Genomic DNA, 22,551 nt, shown 5'->3' on the forward strand with positions numbered 1-22,551 from the left:
TTGGTAGCGGTATCGCAAGCGAAACCGCCGGTTCCAGTTCTTGAAAAATGGGCCGGCAGCCTCTGGGAGACTGCCGGCCCAGGAGGGTTGGCTCTTAGAAACGGTAGCGGATGCCCACCGAGTAACGCGGCTCGAAGCGGTTCTGCGAGTGGAACTGCTGCGAGTCCTTGTCGAACTGGAAGTAATAGCGCTCGCGCTCGCCCAGCAGGTTCGAGACGTTGCCGTAAAGGGCGAACTGCTCGGTGATATTGGCCGTGAGATTCACGTCCACATAGTCGCTGGCCTGCTGCATCACCGGGATGTTGCGCTGATCGACCGCGGGGCCCGGATCCACGTCATAGCCGAGGCCCATGTTCGCAAGGCGATCGGTACGGTGGTTCCATGCGACGCGCGCCTGGAAGATGTCGTCCTGGTACCAGGCGACCAGATTGATCTGGTGCTTGGAGTTATCCTGGAACGGCAGCTTCTTGCCATCGAGCCCCCGCGCCGACTGCGAGGAGTCGGAGTAGGTGTAGTTGGCGTCGATGCCGAAGTTGCGCAGGAACGGCACTTCCGGGAACAGGTCGGTGAAGGCCAGCTTGGCGCCGGCTTCCAGGCCCTGCAGATTGCCGCCGGCACCCTGCGCCGGCTGCGTCACCGGCACCGTGCGGCGGATCACGCCGTCGGCATCCGGATAGCGGCCGGTCATCGTGGTCGCGGTGGTCACGAAGCTGTCGATGTCGAGCTTGAACAGGCCGACATTGAGCATCGAGGCACGGCCCAGATAATATTCCAGGCTGATGTCGTAGTTGTTCGAGCGCCACGGGTTCAGATACGGGTTGCCGCTCGAGCTGGCACCGGTGACCTGACGGACGCCGAGCGGCGCTGCCGTCGGGTTGGCAGGCGTCGGGCCGGCCGAGTCCGCCGTGCTGATCGTGAGACCGCCGCCATAATTGCCGAGATCCAGCGGGATCATCGTCTTGGCGAAGGCCGCACGCAGGCGCAGCTTGTCGTTGATGTCGTAGGACAGGGTCACCGTCGGCAGCCAGTCGGTATAGCTGCGGCGGGTGACGCTATCGCCCACGTCGAGGTTGGTATCGCCGTATGCCCGGGTGTCGCCGGTCAGGTTCTGCTTCACGTCGATGCTGGTCTTGATGACCTTCACACCGACATCGGCCTTGAACCCGCCGCTCTTCCAGTTGGTGTTGATGTAGGCGCTCTCTTCGATGAGATCGACGTCATACGTATTGCCCGGGACGATGACTTCGTCGGCACCGCCGAACACGCGAGTCATGAACGACTTGATGTCGTCAAAGTCCTTGGGGTTGACCACCCACATGCCCGGCATGCCGTTGACCACGCCGCCCCAGTTGGTCTGGAAGGTGACGTTGTTATAGGCATTGAGCGGCGTGGGCCGGTTGACGGTATAGCCCTGGAAGCAGGTCGGCACGTTGGCCGCAGAAGCGCCGCAGGCCGAGGGGCCCGTCGCAGCCGGAAGTGCCGCGTTATAGCCCGGGTTGGAGACGAACTCGCCCGCGGAGCATTGCGGGTTGTCCATCACCACGTCGATCGCCTTCCACTGCGCAGCACAGCCCTGCGGCGTCGCGGCGCCGTTCCCGCCATAGAAGTTCGAGAATAGGTGGAAGTTCTTGATCTGGGTCGAGCGATCCGAACGGCGCACGCCGACATCGACGCGGTTGAGCAGGCCGAACAGGCCGCCGCCCTGGAACTCATAGCTGCCATCGGCACGGAACACGCCGAGATCGGACGTATTCTCCTGATTGCCCTCGGACGAGAAGGCCGCAACCGCATAGCTGTTGAGGTTGGCCATATAGTCCTTGAGCGACTTGCCGGCGCCCAGGCCGCCCGAGATCGGGGTGTCGAAGCCGCTGAAGGTCGGGTTGCTGCCGCGCAAGTCGAGATGCAGCAGCGGATCCTGGCCATAGCCCAGCGGGTTCGGATCGATATAGCGGCCGCCGTTCGAGCCGATCACGCCATTGGTGTAGCGCGACGCCGGATATTGCGACGCGATGTTCGCCGGATAGAACGGCCCGCGAGTCAGGTCGTTCGGATTGCGGAACAGGGTGAAGGCGCGGCTGCCTGCACGCCAGTTGCTCAGATCGCCCTGCACTTGGCCGTTCATGCTGCGAAGGCTCGCATCCGAACGCAGCGCACGCGCCGTGAAGGTGAACGGTCCGCCGGTGTTGTATTCCAGCTCGAGATTATAGTTGGTCGACTTCTCGTGCGCGGTGCGGTTGACCGAGAAGCTGTTGAACCACCAGACATTGAGGTCGTACTGCGACACGTCAAGCCAGGGCTGGCCATTGCCGCCGGTCTGGCCCGAAGGCGTCGACTCGGTCGGGTTGGTCCAGGTCAGGCCGTTCCAGCGGTTCGAGATGTTCACTCCCGAGGCACGGTTATGCTCGACCAGCTCGGTGTGGAACACCTCGCCCGTCAGCGTCCAGCCTTCGGCGAACTTGAGCTGCACGGCACCGTTGATGCCGAAGCGGTTGCGCTCGACTTCGCGGCTGAACAGCTCATAGCCGTGCGGCGCGATCCAGTTGGCGCCGGCGCCGCCCCAGTCATTGTTGCCGAACGGGCTGCCGCCGATGCCGGCATAGTTGTTGCCGAGATGCGACTGGCTCTGCGTCGCGCCGACCATCACGCCGATCGTGTCGTTGCGCCAGCTGAACAGGCCGCTGATCAGGTGATCGTTCTTCTTGGTATAGTCGCCGCGCGAATATTCGGCCTGATCGGCGAGCGTGAGCCCGCTCTTGAGGTCGAACGGACGGCGCGTGCGCAGATCGACGGTGCCCGAAATGCCCGACAGCGCGTTGCGCAGGTCCTGCGACTTGTACACCACCACGGCGTTCATCAGCTGGGCGGGGATGTCGTTGAGGTTCGGCTGCGCGGTGCCGAGGTTGCCCGGGCTCAGATACTGCTCGCCGTTGAGTAGCGTGATCACCTGCGGCAGGCCGCGGATGTTGACGCTCGAGCCCTCGCCCGCGTCACGCTTGATCTGGACGCCGGAAATACGCTGCAGCGCATCGACCACGGTGACGTCGGGCAGCTTGCCGATGTCTTCCGAGGAGATTGCGTCGACGATCGCCGTTTCGGTGCGCTTGATGTTGATCGCGCTCGCCTGCGAGGCGCGGATACCGGTGACGACGATCTCGTCGGCCTGATCCTCCTGCGGCGTGACCGTATCCTGGGCCCATGCCGGCGCGACCAACGCGGTCGACGCCAGCAAGCCGGCCATCAAACTGGATAATCCCTTCATTCCCTAGTCCTCCCACTCTGTTTTCTGCACCCCGGCGCATCTACGCGCGCCTCACCCGGTGCTTGTCTCAGGGCGCCAGCCGGCGTTCCTGCAAATCCGCCGCGCCCGTGAGCACCGGTTGACCGGCATCCCGCGCAATCGCGACACGATAGGTTCCCGCCGCCAGGTGCCATCCGGGCTGGGCGGTGTCGTAGTCCGCGACGATGCGCGGCTCTGCGATGAGGGTGACGCGGCGCGTCTCGCCGGGCTTGAGCGTCACGCGCTCGAAGCCGGCCAGGCGCAACGGGCGGCTGCCCGTCGCCGGCGTCACGTAAAGCTGGGGCACGTCGGCGCCTTCGCGCTTGCCGCGATTGGTGACGTCGAAGCTCACCGTGAGCGCGGCGCCGCCTTCCACCTTGAGGTTCGCATAGGCGAAGCGCGTGTAGCTGAGGCCGTAGCCGAACGGGAAAGTCGGGCGGTGGCCCTGCCGGGCGTACCAGCGATAGCCGACGTCCGAGCCTTCCTTGTAGTCGATCACGAACGGCTTGATCGCGCGCGCATCGGTGCCGCGATCGGGCGAGGCCTTGATCTGCTCGAAGCCCGGCACGCTCGGCCGCGGCGCCTGGTCAAGCGATGCGGGGAAGGTGATCGGCAGGCGGCCCGAGGGGTTCACCTCGCCGAACAGTACGCGGGCGACCGCCTCTCCGCCGCGCTGGCCGGGATACCAGGCGGCGAGCACCGCCGGCACCTTGTCGAGCCACGGCATCAGCACCGGGCCGCCGGTGTTGAGCACTACGGCGGTCTTCGGATTGGCGGCGGCGACCGCGGCGATCACTGCGTTCTGGTTGCCCTGGAGATCGATATTCTCCGGATCCTCGGCTTCGCTGGTCCACTGGGTGGCCCAGACGATCGCCAGATCCGCGTTCCTCGCCGCCGCGGCAGCAGCGTCGGGATCGCTGCCATCGACGAAATCGACACGCGCCTTGGGGGCCAGCGCGCGGATCGCCGCAAGCGGCGAGGAAGCGTGCCAGGTCATGCGCGCAAACGACGCAGCCGGGCCATTTTTGAGCGGTATCTCGACCGGCGCACCGCCATTCGAGCGGACCTGCGACGAGCCGCCGCCCGAGAGCACGCCGACATCGGCATGGCCGCCGATCAGCACGATGCGCTTCGCCGATTTGGCGAGCGGCAGCAGGTTCTTCTCGTTCTTGAGCAGCACGATCGCCGCCTCGGCCGCGCGCTGGGCGACTTCGGCATTCTTCGCATTGTCGATCGGTTGCGGCGCCTCGACGACGGGGGCGTCCATCACGCCGGTCGCGAACATGCCATTGAGGATGCGCCGCGCCATGTCGTCGAGCCGCGCCATCGGCAGCTCGCCGCTCTCCACCGCCTTCTTCAGATCAGCGCGGAAGAAGAAATGCGTGTCGAGCTCGCCGCCCGATTGCTGGTCGAGCCCGTTGCGCGCCGCGCGCACCGTCGAGTGCACTGCGCCCCAATCGGACATCACCCAGCCCGGATACGCCCAGTCCTGCTTGAGCACGGTGTTGAGCAGGAACGCGTTCTCGCAGGCGAAGTCGCCATTGACCGACATGTAGGCGCACATCACCGAACCCGGCTTGCCGCGCTCGATCGCCAGCTCGAAGGCGAGCAGGTCACTCTCGCGGAACGCCGCCTCGCCGATCTTGCCGTCGCTTACGAAGCGGCCGGTTTCCTGCGCGTTCAGCGCGAAATGCTTGATCGTCGAGACGATATGGTTCGACTGGATGCCCTTGATCGACTCGCCCGCCATCGTGCCGGCGAGCAGCGGGTCTTCGCCCAGATATTCGAAGTTGCGGCCGCCCCAGGGATCGCGGGTCAGGTTGATGCCGCCGGCGAGCATCACGTTGAAGCGCTTGGCGCGCGCCTCGCTGCCGATCATCGCACCGCTGTCATAGGCGAGCTTCGGGTCGAAGGTGGCGGCGAGCGCCAGGCCCGAGGGGAGCGCAGTGGCGGTATCGCCCTTGCGCTGCTCGACCTGGTTGGCGACGCCGAGGCTGGCATCGGTCTCGCGCAGCGCCGGGATGCCGAGCCGCGGGATCGCCGGCTGCTGGCCCGCCGAGGGGATCATGTCGGTGGGCGCCGCCGGATCCTTCGCCATCGGCGGGAACCACGTATAGACGAGCGCCAGCTTCTCCTCGAGCGTCATCGCCGAGAGCAGCATTTCCGCACGGGCAGCAGCAGGAAGCTTGGGATCGGACCAGGGACGCGCGACTGGGTCATTCGAAGCGGCAGGCGCGACGGGATCCTGCGCGAACGCGCCCGGCACCGGCCCGACCAACGCGGTGGTAGCGAGCAACGCCATCGAGCGCGCCACATGCCGCAGACTGACCAACATTCACCTCTCCCCTTCGGCGCACACGACTGCACCGTGCGCACCGCAGGGTGCGCCAGTTTATCCGATCCAACCTGGGGAGCCTTGTCCGACAACGCTGTCGGCTTCAGCGACAAGACAAGCCGACAGCGCCTCGTGGCGCGCAGCGGCAGCCTGTTCCAACACCCCTCTATCGCGGAGTCTTACGCTCCAGTGAGGCGCTTAAAGCATAGATTGTGAGCGTTCTCAAGAACGTTCTCAATTTTGTTACATCCACAACGGGATGTTAGCGCAACCATCGGGGAAATTGGGACAATCCGGCCCGGGCCGACTATTTTCCGGCGTAGCGGATGACGATTTCGCCGGCGCGGGCCAGCGCGATTTCACGCGCCGGTGTAACCGGTTCGGCCGGAAGCCGCAGGAAAGCGGCCAGCGCGCGCAGGCGAAGCTCGACCGGCAGGATCGCGGCACCGACCCTGGCAACGCCGGCGGGCAGCGGCGTACCGCCCTGCCCCGCCGCGGCCACTTCGATCCGTGGCATCGGCTGGACCAGGTCGCGGCGGATCGGACGGGTGCGCAGCACGAGCATCTTGCCGCCGCGCGCGACGCGCATGCGCGGACCGCCCTCGCCTTCCCCCGCCGTGGTGGAAAGCCGGGCGCCATCGCGATTGACCGACCAGATCACCCGGTAGCGCGCCTCGACGCTGGTGGCCGGCACGGGCATCGCGAACTTGTTGTCGAGCACCCAATTCTGCCCATCGACATCGACGAACAACACCGCGTGCTGCTCCTGGTCGACATTGTCCCACACAATCGCAAGGCGCATCGCGCTTTCGGACAGGCCGAGGTCGCGCAGGGCGAAATATTTGGTGAGCGCGTAATCCTCACAATCGCCGCCGCGCGCGAACATCTCCGCAGGCGTCTCCCAGCGATCGGCCATGCCCCAATTGGCGAGGTCGGAGACATAGGGAAGCTTGTTCACTCGCGCCTGGACCGCGACGACGCGCTCGCCCGCGGGCAGGCCGCGCAGCGCCTCGAAGCCGGCACGCCAATTCGGACGGGCACCGCATTCGGCGGGCAGCTCGTCGGCAGGCATCATGCAGTGGATTGAAGACCTGGGAACGACCCCGCCCTCACGCGCCTCGCGCGCGAGTACATCGGTCCAGCGCGGCGCATCGGCGAGCCGCAACGCGATCTCGCGACTCGCCGACTCGCCAGCGTCCATGGACGCGGCAAACGCAGACTGCCCCACAACCAGCGCCGCACAAGACAGCGCCAGCCGCGCTGTTGATACGCGACGCAACACCCCAACCCCCCGGTTGAAACTGGAGGGAGGAATAGGCCGCGCACCCCTAAGGCGAGGCTAACGAAAGCCTAAGTATAAGCCACTGATTATAGTTAGGATTTATGGTTAACTCGGGGTTTCCACCCGGGAACGCAAGGAGTACGGAAGGCTAGACTCAGGGTTTGTACGGACATAAATTGGAAACAATATAATAGTCCCGTTGTGGATCAAAGGATTACTTCAAATACTCTGAAGTTAACGCTGACTCCGTCTTCCTGACTCGGCCCCGATCATTGTAAGGGTTGAATCGATTGCGACCGATTCGGGGGATCCCGAGCTGCGCGCGATTCTCGGAGGGGGACCGGGGGCATGAGATTGAAGCGTTGTTGGTTACTTGCTGTTGCCGCCGCGGCAATTGTGCCGATGCATGCCGCGCACGCGCAGCAAACGGTCAATCCCGGACGAATCGATGAGCGGCTTCGGCCTGCCGACAAGGCGCCTGATGCCCGTTCGGTCGATGTGCCCGAGCTACCGCGCCAGCAAAGCGTGCCCGATTCGGCGATCCAGGTCCGCCTGACCCAGGTTCGATTCGAAGGCGTCACCGCGGTGCCGATCGAGGCGCTCAACGCGCTCGCCGCCCCCTATCTCAACCGCGACATGCCGCTCGCCGAGGTGTTCAAGCTCGCCGAGGAAGTGACCGCCGAATATCGCCGCCGCGGCTTTGTGCTGTCGCGCGCCGTTGTCGGCCCGCAGCGCATCGAGGGCGGAATCCTCACGCTGCAGGTGGTCGAGGGGCATATCGGCAGCACCAGGATCGAAGGCGATGCGGGCGGCTATGCCCCCTATCTGAACGGCTATCTCGCCGACGTCGCCGCCGAGCGGCCGACGTCGGGCGCCGCACTCACCCGCGCGCTGCTCCTCGCTCGCGACCTGCAGGGCGTGGACGTGCGCGCCGTGCTCACCCCCTCCCCCAGCGAGATGGGCGCTGCCGATCTCTCGCTCGTGGTCGACAAGAAGCCGATCGAAGGCTTCTTCGCAGTCGACAATCGCGGCTCGCGCTGGCTCGGCCCGCTGCAGGTCTATGGCGGCCTGTCGTTCAACGACACGCTCGGCATTGGCGAGCGCATCTCGGTCACCGCCGTAAGTGCCCCGATCCACAAGGAGCTCGGCTTCGTCTCGATGACCTGGGACCAGCCGCTGACCTATTCGGGCCTGCGCCTGACCGCGTTCGGCAGCTATGCCGCGACGCATCCGGGCGATGAGCTGCGCCTGCTCGACTTGCGCGGCCGCAGCGCGACCTATGGCTTTGCGCTGCGCTATCCGTTTGTCCGCAGCCGCGAGACCAATATCTTCGGTCGCCTCGTCTTCACCGGCCGCGACAGCAGCTCGCGCAACATCGTGATCGACCCGATCTTCGACGATTCGACTCGCACCGTGCAGGCCGAGATCTTCGGCAACTATGCAGCCCCCTGGGGTGGTGTGCTCAATGTTCGCGCCTCGGTCACCCAGGGCATGGACATCATCGGCGCAACGGTGCGCAGCGACCTGAACAAGTCGCGCGCCACCGCAACCGGCCAGGGCACCCGCGCCAACGCCGAAGTCTCCTTTGCCTATGGCGTAGCGGGCGGCCTGTATTTCCAGGCCAGCGGCGCGATGCAGTATAGCGCCGACAGCCTGCTCGCGAGCGAGGAGTTCGGCATCGGCGGCGAGAATTACGGCCATGCCTATGATTCGTCGGAGATCACCGGCGACAAGGGCGTCGCCGGCCGCGCCGAGCTGTTCTACGCCGCCAGCAGCAAGCTCGGCACGGTGCAGCCTTATGGCTTCTATGAGGCCGGCAAGGTCCTCCAGAACAAGCCGCTGCCCGGCGAGCCGCGCCACGCATCGATCGAATCGATGGGCTTCGGCGTGCGCTTCAGCACGGCTCCCGGAATCAACGGCTCGCTCGAATATGCGAAGCCGATCAACCGGCCTGTCGCCTCGCGCGGCGACAAGGATGGCCGCGTCTTCTTCTCGTTGGGCATGTCGTTCTGATCGGGGGGCGATCGGGACGTCGTTGATTTGAGAATTGCGGGCTGGCCACCCGAAACGGCCGAACAGGGATGATGGATATGAGCAAGCAGCACAGTGCCAAGGCAGCATTCGCCTCGAGCAAGACGTCGCGCCGGTTGAGGAAATCCGCGCTGCTCCTGTCCGCCGCGGTGGCGGCGATCGGCTTCGGCGGCACCGCGCGTGCGCAGCTGGCTCCCTCGGCGCTGCCGACCGGCGGCAGCGTCGTCGCCGGATCGGCCTCGATCGGCACGCCCACCCCGTCGAGCATGACGGTCAACCAGTCCACCGATCGCGCGGTGATCAACTGGAACAGCTTCGACATCGGCTCGGCCGCCAGCGTCACCTTCGTCCAGCCGTCCACCACGTCGATCGCGGTCAACCGCGTCACGGGCGGTGGCGACCCCTCGCAGATCGCCGGCCAGCTCAATGCCAATGGCCGCGTCGCGATCCTCAACCCGAACGGCGTGCTGTTCGCGGGCACCGCCAACGTCAATGTCGGCAGCCTGATCGCCTCGACCGGCGACATCGACACCGCCGCGTTCATGGGCGGCGGCAATCTCGACATCACCGGCGCGACCGGGGGCGAGATCGTCGTCAACGGCAATATCAACATCACCGCGGGCAATCTCGGCCTCGCCGCCTTTGTCGCGCCGACGGTGCGCAACAGCGGCGTGATCACCGCGACTGCCGGCCGCGTGCAGCTCGGCGCCGGCACGGCCTTCACGCTCGACCTGGCGGGCGACGGCCTGCTCAGCATCGGCGTGCCGGCAAGCAGCGCGCTCGTCCAGAACAACGGCCAGATCTTCGCCGAGGGCGGCCGCATCCAGATGTCGGCCAAGACCGCCGGCACGGCAGTCGACAACCTCGTCAACACCGGCACGCTCAGCGTCGATTCCGCGACGCTCGACAATGGCGTGATCGTGCTCGAGGCAATGGGGGGCACCGCCAATCTGAGCGGCACGCTGGCGGCGACCGACCGCAACAGCATCAGCCGCAACATCCTGATCAGCTCCGATCAGGGCGTGAACATCTCGGGCAATCTCAGCGGCGCCTCGGGCACGGTGAACATCACCGCGCCGCACATCTACGGCACCGGCAAAGTCAGCACGAACACCGCGCTGTTCCTGAACCTCAATCCGGGCGGCGACACGACCGGCCTGGGCAATTACATCAACGACGCGCTGGGCGTGATCGGCACCACCGGCTTCGGCACCACGCTGAATCTCGGCACGGGCACCTACAAGTCGGGCGTCGTCGTCAATGCCAGCAACGTGACGATCGACGGCGAGGGCACCGCCCGGATCGGCTGGACCAGCGGCATCGAGAACGCGATCGACATCTGGGGCGACCGGGTCACGGTCAAGAACCTCGAGATCTCGGGCCCGGCGACCAGCGGCTTTACCAGCTACGCCTGGGGCAGCACCAATTCGCGCGGCATCTTCGTCAATCGCTATGCCGACAACGTCCAGCTACTGAACAACAACATCCACGACATCCGCACCGGCATCATCGTCGATGGGCGGAACAGCAACACCTATCTGCTCGACAATACGATCGACAACACCAAGTCGGCGATCTCGATCCAGTATACCGATGGCTCGAACGTCACGATGACGGGCAACCACGGCAGCACCTACGGCAATGAGTGGGGCATCAACCTCTATCTGAACGGCATCCTGCAGGGGGATGGCACCACCATCCTGCCCGCCGCCGGTTCGCTGGGCGCCAACACGCCGCTCGCCGAGCAGCAGCGCCTGCTCGCGCTGCGTGCCGCGAACGGCAATATGGAGGTCCAGAACCAGGGCTATTCGGCGCTCAACCGCACCGCCGCCTATGTCTCGACCACCGGCAGCAACAGCAACCAGGGCAGCCCGCTGGGCAACCTCGCCACGATCCAGGCGGGCGTCAACGCGGTGGTCACCGGCGGCACCGTCTATGTCGCCAACGGCAACTATAATCTCGGTTCGTCGCAGCTCGTCATCAACCATGCGCTGAGCCTGGTCGGCGCGTCGCAGGCCGGCGTGGTGATCGACGGCCGCGCGGTCAGCGCCAACGGCCTCGGCACGATCTCGGTGCTCGCCGACAATGTCTCGCTCAGCAACTTCTCGCTGCTCGGCAGCCAGCTCTCGGGCGGCAATTACGGGATCAAGGTCGCGCCGAACCCGGCCGGCCATGTCAGCACCGCGGGCGGCACCAGCGAGCGCGTCAGCAACTTCGCGTTGAGCAACGTCACCGTCAGCGGCTCGCGCCGCGCCGAGCTCGACCTGAACGGCGTGGTGGGTGCGACGATCACCAACTTCACTGCCAACGGCCAGGGCACCGACGGCGCCGGCATCCAGATCACCGACAGCTCGGCCGTGACGCTCACCGGCGTGCACACGCTGGGCAACAACTGGGGTGGCGTCGCGCTCTACCAGAGCAACAGCGCGAGCGGCTACAACGCGCAGACCACCAACATCAATATCGACGCCAGCCAGAACGTCTTCGAGGAAGCGAACGGGCTGTTCACCCAGCGCGATTCGACCACGCAGAGCTTCGGCCAGTTGAACCTTGCCGGGTTCAACTATGCGATCCGCAACACCGGCTCGCGCTCGGACGGCTATCAGTTCGTCTATTTCCAGACGAACCTTGGCAACGCGACGGCCATGGCGCTGGCGCTCGGCCAGCCGACCACCAGCTCGATCGAGGGCTATACCGGCACCGGCTACAGCAACACTTTCACCGTCGTTCAGGGCATGGGCGTCGACGCGGCCGTGCGCGACGCACGCAGCGGCGCGACGATCAATGTCGGCGCCGGCACCTACACCTTCACCAACACGCTGCTGATCGACAAGAGCCTGTCGCTGGTCGGTGCCAGCGAGAGCGGCACGATCTTCGATGCCTCGGCGCTGGGCGTCTATGGCATGCGCGTGCACGCCGACGATGTGTCGCTGAGCGGCTTCACGCTGCTCGCGCCGGGCGCGGTGAGCAACTCGACCTATGGCATCAAGGTCGAGGTCGGCGCGGGCGACACCAACGGCAACAGCCGGATCGACGATTTCGCGATCAGCAACGTCACGATCAGCGGATCGCGCAAGACCGGGCTCGACCTCAACTCGGTGGTCGGCGCGACGATCGACAACGTCAACGTCACCGGCGCGCTTGCCGGCAATGGCATCTCGATCACCGACAGCGCCGACATTACGGTGCGCAACACCACCACCTCGGGCAACGCCTGGGGCGGCCTCGCGCTCTACCAGGCCAATGGCGCGACGGGCAGCAACCAGCAGCTCACCGGCATCACGATCGAAGGCAATAACAGCTTCGGCGAGAGCAACGGCCTGTACCTGCAGGACAGCTCGGCGATCAATGATCCGGGCACGCTCAACATCGCGGGCTTCGACTATATCGTCCGCAACACTGCCTTCCGCGCGGACGGCAGCCAGTTCACCTTCTTCCGCACCAGCCTGAGCGACGCGGCGACCTATGCGCTGTCGCTCGCCGCCTCGACGAGCAGCTCGATCGAAGGCTGGGCCGGCAGCGCCGGTGACAACCAGTTCAGCGTGTTCAACGGCATGGCCATCACCGCCGCACTGCGCGATGCCCGTGCGGGCGCGACGATCAGCGTGGCACCCGGCAATTATCTCGAAGGCGTGACCGGCGTCGGCTATTATGGCGATGCAGGCGCGCAGACCTTCGGCCTCTATGTCGCCAAGGACAATATCACGATCCGCGGCGTCGACGCCGTCGGCAATGTGATCACCGACGCGAACAACGTCTCTGCCTATATCACCGCCGCCTATCAGTCGGGCTTCGGCGCGCAGCACTTCATCTCGGGTAATGGCGTCACCATCGAAGGCCTGGGCTTCCTGCCCGCCACGACCGGCGACAACAAGACCGTCGAAGTGATCGGCAACGCCTTCACGCTGCGCAACTCGGTGATCGATAACCGCGGCAACCAGACCGCTGCCAACCTCTATATCGACGATTTCAACGATCCGTCGCGCACGCGGCTCGAGAGCTTCACGGTCACCGGCAATTTGTTCTACGGCGGCACCTATGCCAGCGCGATGGTCGTCGCCGCGGGCGGTGCGGGCCGCACCACGGGTGCCGAGAACCGCATCTTCGCGGACAACTACCTCTACAGCGACCTGTCCGGGATGCGCGGCTTCCAGATCCAGGGCTATATGCCCACCACGCCGTGGCAGCAGCTCTATGCCGGCGCGGTGACGGTGACCGGCAATACGTTCGACGTCGACATCCCCGTCCGCACCGTCGGCCAGCTGAGCAGCGGCTTCGCCTGGGACGATGTGTTCCGCAACAACGGCAACAGCTTCGTGCGCGGCGGCGTGCTGACCTATGAAGGCGGCACCAACGCCGCCCGCGCCACCACCACGGCCGGCGGCGATCCGGACATCCGCATCACCAGCACGATCGACGCCTCGCTGGCGCGCGCCCAGTCAGGCGACACGGTGCGCATCCTCGATGGCACCTATGTGCTCGGCTCGCAGCTCTCGATCACCACCTCGGTGAGCCTGATCGGCCAGTCGCAGGCGGGCACGATCATCGACGGCCGCGCCGTGAACAATGGCGGCGGCCTCGGCACGATCATGGTCGCCGCCGACAACACCACGCTGAGCAACTTCACGCTGCTCGGCAGCACGCTCTCGGGCGGCAATTACGGCATCAAGGTCCAGCCGAACCCGCTGGGCTACACGCCCTCGGCAGGCCCCGATCAGCGCATCAACAACGTCACGATCAGCGACGTCACGGTGCGCGGCTCGCGTCGTGCGGAGCTCGACATCAACGGCGCGAACGGCGTCACGATCACCAACTTCACGGCGGACGGCGCGGGCACCGAAGGCGCCGGCGTCCAGATCACCGACAGCGCGAACGTGACGCTCACCGGCGTCCACACGCTGGGCAACAACTGGGGCGGCGTCGCGCTCTACCAGACCAATCGCGCGGGCGGCTATAACGGCCAGACCACCAACATCAACATCGACGCCGGCCAGAACCAGTTCGACGAAGCGAACGGGCTGTTCGCCCAGCTCGAATCGACGACGCAGGGCTTCGGCCAGCTCAACCTGACCGGCTATGGCTATGCGGTCCGCAACACCGATCACCGCAGCGACGGCGGCCAGTTCACCTATTTCCGCACTACGCTGGCCGACGCGACGCAGTGGTCGTTCAACCTCGGCTTCGGATATAGCAGCTCGATCGAAGGCTATACCGGCACCGCCTTCAGCAATGTCTTCACTGTCGTCAGCGGCATGACCATCGGCGCCGCGGCGCGCGATGTGCGGGCGGGCGGCACGATCAACGTCGGCGCGGGCACCTACAGCTCGGGCACGGTGATCGGCACCAACGGGGTGTCGCTGCTCGGCGCGGCAGGCGCCAAGATCAACGCCAGCCATGACGGCGACAACGGCGTGACGATCAACGCAGACGGCGTGACGGTTTCGGGCTTCGAGATCTTCGGCCCGGCCGACCAGAGCTTCGTCACTTATGCCTGGCCGACGATCACGCGGGGCATCGTCGTCTCCAACGGCGCGGACAATGTCACCGTCACCGGCAACAACATCCACGGCGTCCGCAACGGCATCCTGATCGACGGCCGCAACGTGAACGCGTCGCTGACCGGCAACGTCATCGACAACACCAAGAGCGGCATCTCGGTCCAATATACCGACGGCTCGAACCTCAACATCGCCGGCAACAGCGAAGGCGCGTTCGGCAATGAATGGGGCATCATCACCTATCTGAACGGCATCTGGAACGGTTCGACGATCACCGCATCGGCCGGTGCGCTGGGCCCGAACACGCCGCTCAGCGAACAGCAGCGCCTGCTCGCGCTCGCTGCCACCAACAACGGCATGTCGGTCTACAATCAGGGCTATAGCGCGGCGAACCGCACTGAGGCCTATGTGACCACCGCGGGCGTCGGCGGCGCGCAGGGCAGCCAGCGCACCTTGCTCAACCTGCAGGGCGGCCTGAACGCCGTCGTCTCGGGCGGCACCGTCTATATCGGCGCGGGCACCTATAATGAGGACGTCTCGCTCGACGCACTGCGCGTGCTCGACTTCGCCGGGCCGATCACCGTCAACAGCCTTAGCTTCGGCGCGGGCGCGGCGGGCACCAACATCGCCACCGACCTGACCGCCACCGGCGCGCTGAGCTTCGCCGTCGGTCCGGTGCTGACCGGCAACACCGCGCTCACCGGCAACACCGTTTCGATCGGCGCGATCACCTCGGCCTATGGGCTCACGCTGAACGGCACGACCTCGGTCTCGATCGGCCTGGCTAATCTCGCCGGCCTGGTCGCCAATGGCGGCACGATTCTCACCGCCGGCGTCACCACCAGCGGCGCGCAGAGCTATAGCGGTGCGACCAGGCTGGACGGCGCATATAATGCCAGCAGCTTCACCGTGGCCGGCGCTTCGACGCTGAGCGGTGGCGCCAGCGTGACCACCAGCGGCGGCAACGCGGCGCTGGGCGCGATCGGCGGCACGGGCGCGCTCACGGTCAATGCCGGCGTGGGCAATGTATCGCTCGGCGCGGTCACCGGCCTCACCTCGCTCTCGGCCACCGGCGCCACCATCGCCACAGCGGGCGCCACGACTTCCGGCAACCAGACCTATACCGGCGCAACCACGCTGAACGGCAGCTACGCCGCTGCCGGCAACTTCTCGGTCAACGGCGCCACCACACTCGGCGGCAGCACGTCGATCAACGGCACCAACCTGCTCTTCGGCACGGTGGGCGGCACCGGTGCACTGGATCTCGTCGCCAACGGGCCCGGCACGATCACACTGGGCAATGTGAATGGCATCGCCTCGCTTTCTGCCCGTGCCATCGGCACCATCACCACCGCGGGCGTCGTCACCACCGGCGCCCAGTCCTACAGCTTCTCCGTCCTGCTGAACGGCACGTACAGCGGCAGCAGCTTCAGTGTGCTCGGCGGAACCCGCCTGGTCGGCGACACCACGATCACCACCACCGGCGGCGCCAGCTTCGAGCAGGTCACAGGCGCGAACAACCTGACCGTGAATGCGGGCGGCTTGGTTACGCTGATTGCGGCAAATGGTCTCAACTCGTTCTCGCTGACGGGCAGCTCGATCCAGATCAACGGCGCCACCACGAGCGGCGCGCAGACTTATAACGGCGCAGTCGACCTGCGCAGCGGCGCCTACAACACCAATGGCGGCGCCTTCACCGTCAACGGCACCAGCTCGGTGTCGGGCAACGTCAACGTCGCCACCGGCGGCGGCAATGCCAGCTTCGGCGCGGTGAACACCCTTGGCGGCACCGGGATCACGCTCGCCGTCAACGCGGGCACCGGCAATGTCACGCTCGGCGCAGTGAGCGGGCTCAGCGCGCTCTCGGTAACGGGCACGACCATCGCCACTGCCGGCGCGACCACCACTGGCGCGCAGAGCTACACCGGCGCTACCCGCCTGACTGGCGTGTACAACACCAATGGCGGAGGCTTCACCGTCAACGGCGCGACGACGCTGGGCGGTACGACGTTTGTCGGCACCAGCGGCGGCAACGCCAGCTTCGGCACGGTCAGCGGCACCGGCACTGGTGCCGGGCTCACCGTCACCGCGAGCGCCGGCAACCTGACCCTGGGCGCAGTAACGGGCCTTGGCTCGCTGAGCGCCACCGGCGCCACGATCACTACTGTGGGCGTTACCACCAGCGGTGCGCAGAGCTATACCGGCGCGACCAGGCTCACTGGCACGTACAATGCCGGCGGTAACTTCACCGTCAACGGCGCGACGACGCTCAACAGCGACACCAATGTCACTGCCGGCGGCAATGCCAGCTTCGGCGCGATCGGCGGTGCGCGTGCACTGACGGTCAATGCAGGCAACGTGACGCTCGGCGCAGTGAATGGCCTGACCGCGCTCTCGGCCACGGGTGCGTCGATCATCACCAATGGCGCCAGCACCACCGGCGCGCAAAGCTACACCGGCGCGACCGTGCTGCGCGGCACCTACGCCACCAATGGGGGCAGCTTCGCCGTCAACGGCGCGTCGACGCTTGGCGACTTCGTCAATGTCGTGACGCAGGGCGGCGACGTCGCCTTCCGCACGGTCGGCGGCCCGAACCGCAGCCTGCGCGTCGATGCCGGCGCCGGCGAGGTGACGTTCGGCCGCATCAGCGGGATCGCGGCGCTTGAAGTCTCCGGTGCGACGATCACCACCGCCGGTGCCTTGACGACCAACGGCCAGACCTATTTCGGCCAGACCCTGCTGAACGGCACCTACGCCGCCACCAGCTTCAGCGTGCTCGGCGACACGATCCTCACCGGCTCGACCACGATGACCACGATCGCCGACGGCAGCGTCGCGATGGGTTCGGTCACGGGCAATGGCAGCACCAGCTTCGCCGTCAACGCGGGCAGCGGCGGTACCGTGCTGGTCCGCTCGGTGGCCGGGGTGACGGACCTCTCTCTCACCGGCGCTTTCGTGAACAACTACGGCGCGGTGACCAGCGGGTCGCAGAGTTATACCGGTGCGACCAGCCTCGGCGGTGCGCATGACGCGGGCGGCGACTTCACCGTCAACGGCGCGGCGGACCTGGCCGACGACACGAGCATCCTGGCCGGCGGCAATGCCAGCCTCGGCGCGGTCAGTGGTTCCCAGGCGCTCACGGTCAGCGCCGCGGGCAACGTCACGCTCGGCGCAGTGAGCGGTCTCACGACGCTGTCGGCGACCGGCACCTCGATCACCACCGCCGGCGCTTCGACCAGCGGCGCGCAGAGCTACGCCGGCGCCACGACGCTGAACGGCACCTATGACGCGGACAGCTTCTCGGTCGCCGGTGCAGCGACGCTTACGGGCGACACCAATGTCACGGCCGGCGGCAACGCCAGCTTCGGCACGGTCGATGGCGCGAACGCGCTGACGGTCGATGCGGGCAATGTGACGCTGGGTGCAGTCAGCGGCCTGACCTCACTCTCGGCCACCGGCGCCTCGATCGCCACCGGCGGCGCAGTGACCAGCGGGTCGCAACGCTACACCGGCGCCACCAGCCTCAACGGCGTCTATGCAACCGGCGGCGGCACCTTCACCGTCGACGGGGCGGCGACCACGGTGAACGCAGTCAACATCGCTACCACGGGCGGCGATGCCAGCCTCGGCACCGTGAGCGGCGCCGGCGGCCTGACCGTCGACGCCGGCACCGGGAACGTCACGCTCGGCGCTGTGAACGGTATCGCCTCGCTGTCGGCGACCGGCACCACGATCGCAACCGCGGGCGCCAGCACGAGCGGCGCGCAGAGCTATAGCGGCGCGACCGGGCTGAACGGCAGCTACAGTGCCGGCGGTGACTTCACCGTCAGCGCAGCGACGGTGAGCGGCGCCACCAGCGTCACTACCGGCGGCAATGCCGGCTTCGGCGCGGTGAGCGGCACCGGCGGCCTGAGCGTCAATGCCGGCACCGGCAGCCTCACCCTCGGCGCGGTGACCGGGCTCTCGAGCCTGAGCGCGACCGGCGCCTCGATCGCCACCGGCGGCGCAGCAACCACCGGCGCGCAGAGCTATAGTGGCGCGACCAGCCTCAACGGTGCGTACAGCACCGGCGGCGCGGCCTTCACGGTCAACGGCGCCACGACCACGGTCAACGCGGTCAGCGTCGCCACGGGTGGCGGCAATGCGAGCTTCGGCACGGTCGGCGGCGCGGGCGGCCTCACCGTCAACGCGGGCACCGGCAACGTCACGCTGGGCGCAGTGAGCGGCATCGCCTCGCTCTCGGCCACTGGCGCGACCATCGCCACCGTCGGCGCCTCGACCAGCGGCGCGCAGAGCTATACCGGCGCGACCACGCTGAACGGCAGCTACACGGGCACCGGCTTCACGGTGAACGGCGCGACGACGCTGGGCGGCACGACGTCGGTGACCACGCAGGGCGGCAACGCCACGCTCGGCACCGTCGTCGGCGCGGGCAACGGCCTGAGCGTCAATGCCGGCGCCGGCAGCGTCTCGCTCGGTGCCGCCACCGGCCTGGCTTCGCTCTCGGCCACCGGCGCGTCGATCTCGACGGCCGGCGCGGCCACCACGGGCGCGCAGAGCTACACCGGCGCCACCACGCTGGGCGGCAGCTACACTGCGAGCAGCCTGGCGGTGAACGGCGCGGCCACGCTGAGCGGCACGACGGCGATCGCCACCGGCAACGGCAACGTCACGCTGGGCGCAGTGAGCGGCAATGGCGGCCTCACCGTCGCCGCCGGCACCGGCAGCGTCTCGCTCGGCGCCGTCAGCGGCCTGTCCTCGCTCGCAGTGACCGGCGCTTCGATCGCCACCAGCGGCGCGGCGACCAGCGGCGCGCAGGCCTATACCGGCGCGACCAGCCTCGGCGGCGTCTATACCACCAGCGGCGGCGGCTTCACCGTCACCGGCGCGACCAACCTGACCGGCACCACGAGCGTGACCAGCGGCAACGGCGCGATCAGCCTCGGCGCGGTCGACGCGGCGGTGGCGGGCAGCCAGGGCCTGACGCTCAATGCAGGCACCGGATCGGTGACGCTGGGCAATCTCGGCGCGGCCCGCCGCCTCGGCGCAACCTCGGTCAACGGCGGCACGACCGTCCTGAACGGCGCCACCTACGCGGCGAACAGCCTGAACTTCACCGGCGGCACCGGATCGAGCGTGCGCCTGACCCAGGGCAGCACGACGTTCAACACCAGCCTGCCCGGCGGCGCGGGCGGCGCGATCTCGATCACGCCGAACCTGGTCGGCACCGCGAACGCGCAGCAGAACGTGACCTTCACCGCCGGCAACGGCCTGACGGTCAACAGCGGCGACGTGGCGATCGGCAATGCCGGCAGCGACGCGATCCGCCTCGGCACGCTGACCGTGACCGCGCACAATTTCTCGGCGGCGACGGTCAAGCTGGCCAGCACCTTTACTTCGGTGCTGAGCGGCTCGCAGGTGTTCAGCGCCAACACGCTCGACACGCTGGGCAACGTCAACGCGACCGTGGCGGGCTTCGAGAGTGGCCCGATCCGCGCCGGTGGCTCGGTGACGATCGACGCCGGTGGCTCGGGCTCGGGCTCGATCATCGCCGGCGGGCCGGTGAACGTGCAGTATGACGGCAATGTCGACCGCACGATCACGTCGCAGAGCAATGTCGCCATCAGCAGCCTCGGCACGATCGGCGGTTCGGTGACGGCGACCGGCGCGGTCGACCTGCAGACCACCAGCGGCGCAATCTCGAGCGCGGTCAACGCCGGCGGTCCGGTTTCGGCCAGCTCGACCAGCGGCAGCATCACCTCGGCGATCACCTCGAGCGGCCCGGTCTCGATCGAAACCACCACTGGCAGCGTTACCTCGATCGTGAACACCAGCGGCACCGCCTCGATCAACTCGCAGTCGGGCGCGGTCAATGCGACGGTGACCGGCACCGGCGGCGTCTCGGTGCAGACCAACGGCACGATCACCGGCAGCTATAGCAGCCCGGTCTCGATCGACCTGACCTCGGCCCGCCCGGTCGATGTGCAGGTCAACGGCGCCGTCGTCACGGTCACTGCGCCGAGCGGCACCGTCACCGGCGTGTTCAGCGAGATTCACACGACGAACACCGGCACGCTGGTGGTGAACGATCAGCCGGTCATCGGCAGCGGCACCACCGATGCGCGCCAGATCATCATCGACACCTTCATCATCCCGACCCGCGGCACGGTTTCGGCCAATGGCGAAATTCAGCTGCCGGCCGGCCTGGCGCTCGGCCTGATCGCACCGGCCGGCAACGGCCAGGGCGGCCAGCGTCCTGCGGTGGTGGTCAACAATGTCCAGCGCCTCGGCGAGCTGCTGCGCGAGGGCTATACCGCGATCATCATCCAGCTCGACGAGAGCAATCTCGACGTGGAGGAAGAAGTCGCCGGCCAGTAAACCCCTGGGTCGCTGGGGAAACGGACGAGGCCGGGAGGAAACTCCCGGCCTTTTTCGTACGGCCCGATTCCCGCCGGAGCCAAGCTTTGCGCACTTCGTTGTTGAGGCGTAGCATGCGCCGACGAACCGGTGTCAGGGAGCAAGGGCCAAGATGCATGGACCGGGTGATTTCGAAGTCTCGCGCCGCGGCATATTGCTCGGCGGCGCGGCATCGGTGGCGGTGACCGCCGCGCCTCCCTCCGCTGTCGCCGCGCAGGATGCCGCCTCGGCAGGCGCCGGCGCGCCGGTGATGGCGAGCGTTACCCTCAAGGTGAACGGCAAGCCGCAGACGCTGGAGCTCGATACCCGCACCACCCTGCTCGATGCGCTGCGCGAGCATCTCCACCTCAGCGGCACCAAGAAGGGCTGCGACCATGGCCAGTGCGGCGCCTGCACGGTCATCGTCGAGGGTCGGCGGATCAATAGCTGTCTCAGCCTCGCGGTGATGCACGAAGGCGATGCGATCACCACGATCGAGGGCTTGGGCACGCCCGACAAGCTCCACCCGATGCAGGCCGCCTTCGTGAAGCATGACGGCTATCAATGCGGCTATTGCACCCCCGGCCAGATCTGTTCGGCGGTCGCGGTGCTCGACGAGATCCGCGCCGGCATCCCCAGCCACGTCACTGGCGATGTCGCGGGCAAGCCAGCGATGAGCACCGACGAGATCCGCGAGCGGATGAGCGGCAATATCTGCCGCTGCGGCGCCTATTCGAACATCGTCGAGGCGATCAGCGAAGTCGCGGCCCGGAGGAAGGCATGAAGGCGTTCAGCTATGAACGGGCGCACAGCCCCGCCGAGGCCGCAGCGATCGTCGGCCGCACCCAGGGTGCGCGCTTCATCGCGGGCGGCACCAATTTGCTCGACCTGATGAAGCTGCAGATCGAGACGCCGACGCATCTGGTCGACGTCAACCATCTGGGGCTCGACCGGATCGAGGCGACGCCCGAAGGCGGTCTGCGCATCGGCGCGCTGGTCCGCAACACCGATCTCGCCGCCGACAAGCGCGTACGCAAGGACTACGCCCTGCTCTCTCGCGCGCTGGTCGCCGGTGCCTCGGGCCAGCTCCGCAACAAGGCGACGACCGCGGGCAATTTGCTCCAGCGCACCCGCTGCCCCTATTTCTATGACACCAACCAGGCCTGCAACAAGCGCAAGCCCGGCAGCGGCTGCGCGGCGATCGGCGGCGTGAACCGCAGCCTCGGCGTGATCGGCACCAGCACCGCCTGCATCGCCACGCACCCGAGCGACATGGCCGTGGCAATGCGCGCGCTCGATGCGGTGGTGGAGACGGTCCGCGCCGACGGCACGACCCGGGCGATCCCGATCGCCGACTTCCACACGCTCCCCGGTGACACGCCCAATATCGAGAACAGCCTCGCGGCCGGTGAGATGATCACTGCAGTGACGCTACCCGGCCCGATCGGCGGCACGCATATCTACCACAAGGTCCGCGACCGGGCCTCCTATGCCTTCGCGCTCGTCTCGGTCGGCGCCGTCCTCCAGAAGGACGGGACGGGCCGCGTCGCCTTCGGCGGCATGGCGCCCAAGCCCTGGCGCGTCGAGGCAGCGGAAGCCGCGCTCGCCCAAGGGGCGAAAGCTGCCGCCGCATTGGCGTTCGCGGGAGCCAAACCCACCGAGCAGAACGGGTTCAAGCTCGTGCTGGCCGAGCGCACGCTCGCCGCCGTCCTTGCCGAAGCGAAGGGCTGAG

7 protein-coding genes are annotated in these 22,551 nt (G+C 67.0%); 4 read left to right on the forward strand and 3 right to left on the reverse strand.

What is annotated here, in order from left to right; genetic code table 11:
- Positions 1 to 94: 94 nt before the first annotated feature.
- The 3 genes from HZY97_RS05955 to HZY97_RS05965 form a co-directional block, all read right to left on the reverse strand.
- Entirely contained in the window at positions 95 to 3,238 is a 3,144-nt protein-coding gene (locus tag HZY97_RS05955) for a TonB-dependent receptor domain-containing protein (protein ID WP_218942867.1), read from the reverse strand.
- A gap of 88 nt (positions 3,239 to 3,326) precedes the next feature.
- Positions 3,327 to 5,612: a beta-glucosidase gene (locus HZY97_RS05960; protein WP_257214885.1), complete on the reverse strand. Its 2,286-nt coding sequence runs from the start codon at positions 5,610 to 5,612 to the stop codon at positions 3,327 to 3,329.
- A 307-nt stretch (positions 5,613 to 5,919) separates the two neighbouring features.
- Entirely contained in the window at positions 5,920 to 6,813 is an 894-nt protein-coding gene (locus HZY97_RS05965; RefSeq protein ID WP_180141496.1) for a transglutaminase-like cysteine peptidase, read from the reverse strand.
- Positions 6,814 to 7,296: 483 nt separating this feature from the next.
- Between HZY97_RS05965 and HZY97_RS05970 the strand changes: the two genes are divergently transcribed.
- The 4 genes from HZY97_RS05970 (at position 7,297) to HZY97_RS05985 (ending at position 22,550) form a co-directional block, all read left to right on the forward strand.
- Positions 7,297 to 8,907: a ShlB/FhaC/HecB family hemolysin secretion/activation protein gene (locus tag HZY97_RS05970; RefSeq protein WP_180141498.1), complete on the forward strand. Its 1,611-nt coding sequence runs from the start codon at positions 7,297 to 7,299 to the stop codon at positions 8,905 to 8,907.
- A gap of 77 nt (positions 8,908 to 8,984) precedes the next feature.
- Positions 8,985 to 20,801, forward strand: a complete 11,817-nt coding sequence (locus tag HZY97_RS05975) for a filamentous hemagglutinin N-terminal domain-containing protein (RefSeq protein WP_180141500.1) — start codon at positions 8,985 to 8,987, stop codon at positions 20,799 to 20,801.
- A 151-nt stretch (positions 20,802 to 20,952) separates the two neighbouring features.
- Positions 20,953 to 21,603, forward strand: a complete 651-nt coding sequence (gene paoA / locus HZY97_RS05980) for an aldehyde dehydrogenase iron-sulfur subunit PaoA (RefSeq protein ID WP_180141502.1) — start codon at positions 20,953 to 20,955, stop codon at positions 21,601 to 21,603.
- On the forward strand, positions 21,600 to 22,550 hold the full coding sequence (locus HZY97_RS05985) for a xanthine dehydrogenase family protein subunit M (protein ID WP_180141504.1): 951 nt from the start codon (positions 21,600 to 21,602) through the stop codon (positions 22,548 to 22,550). The genes paoA and HZY97_RS05985 overlap by 4 nt, the downstream gene beginning before the upstream one ends.
- The last annotated feature ends 1 nt before the right edge of the window (position 22,551 follow it).

It is taken from the genome of Sphingomonas sp. R-74633 (assembly GCF_013416555.1).
Taxonomy (GTDB): Bacteria; Pseudomonadota; Alphaproteobacteria; order Sphingomonadales; family Sphingomonadaceae; genus Sphingomonas.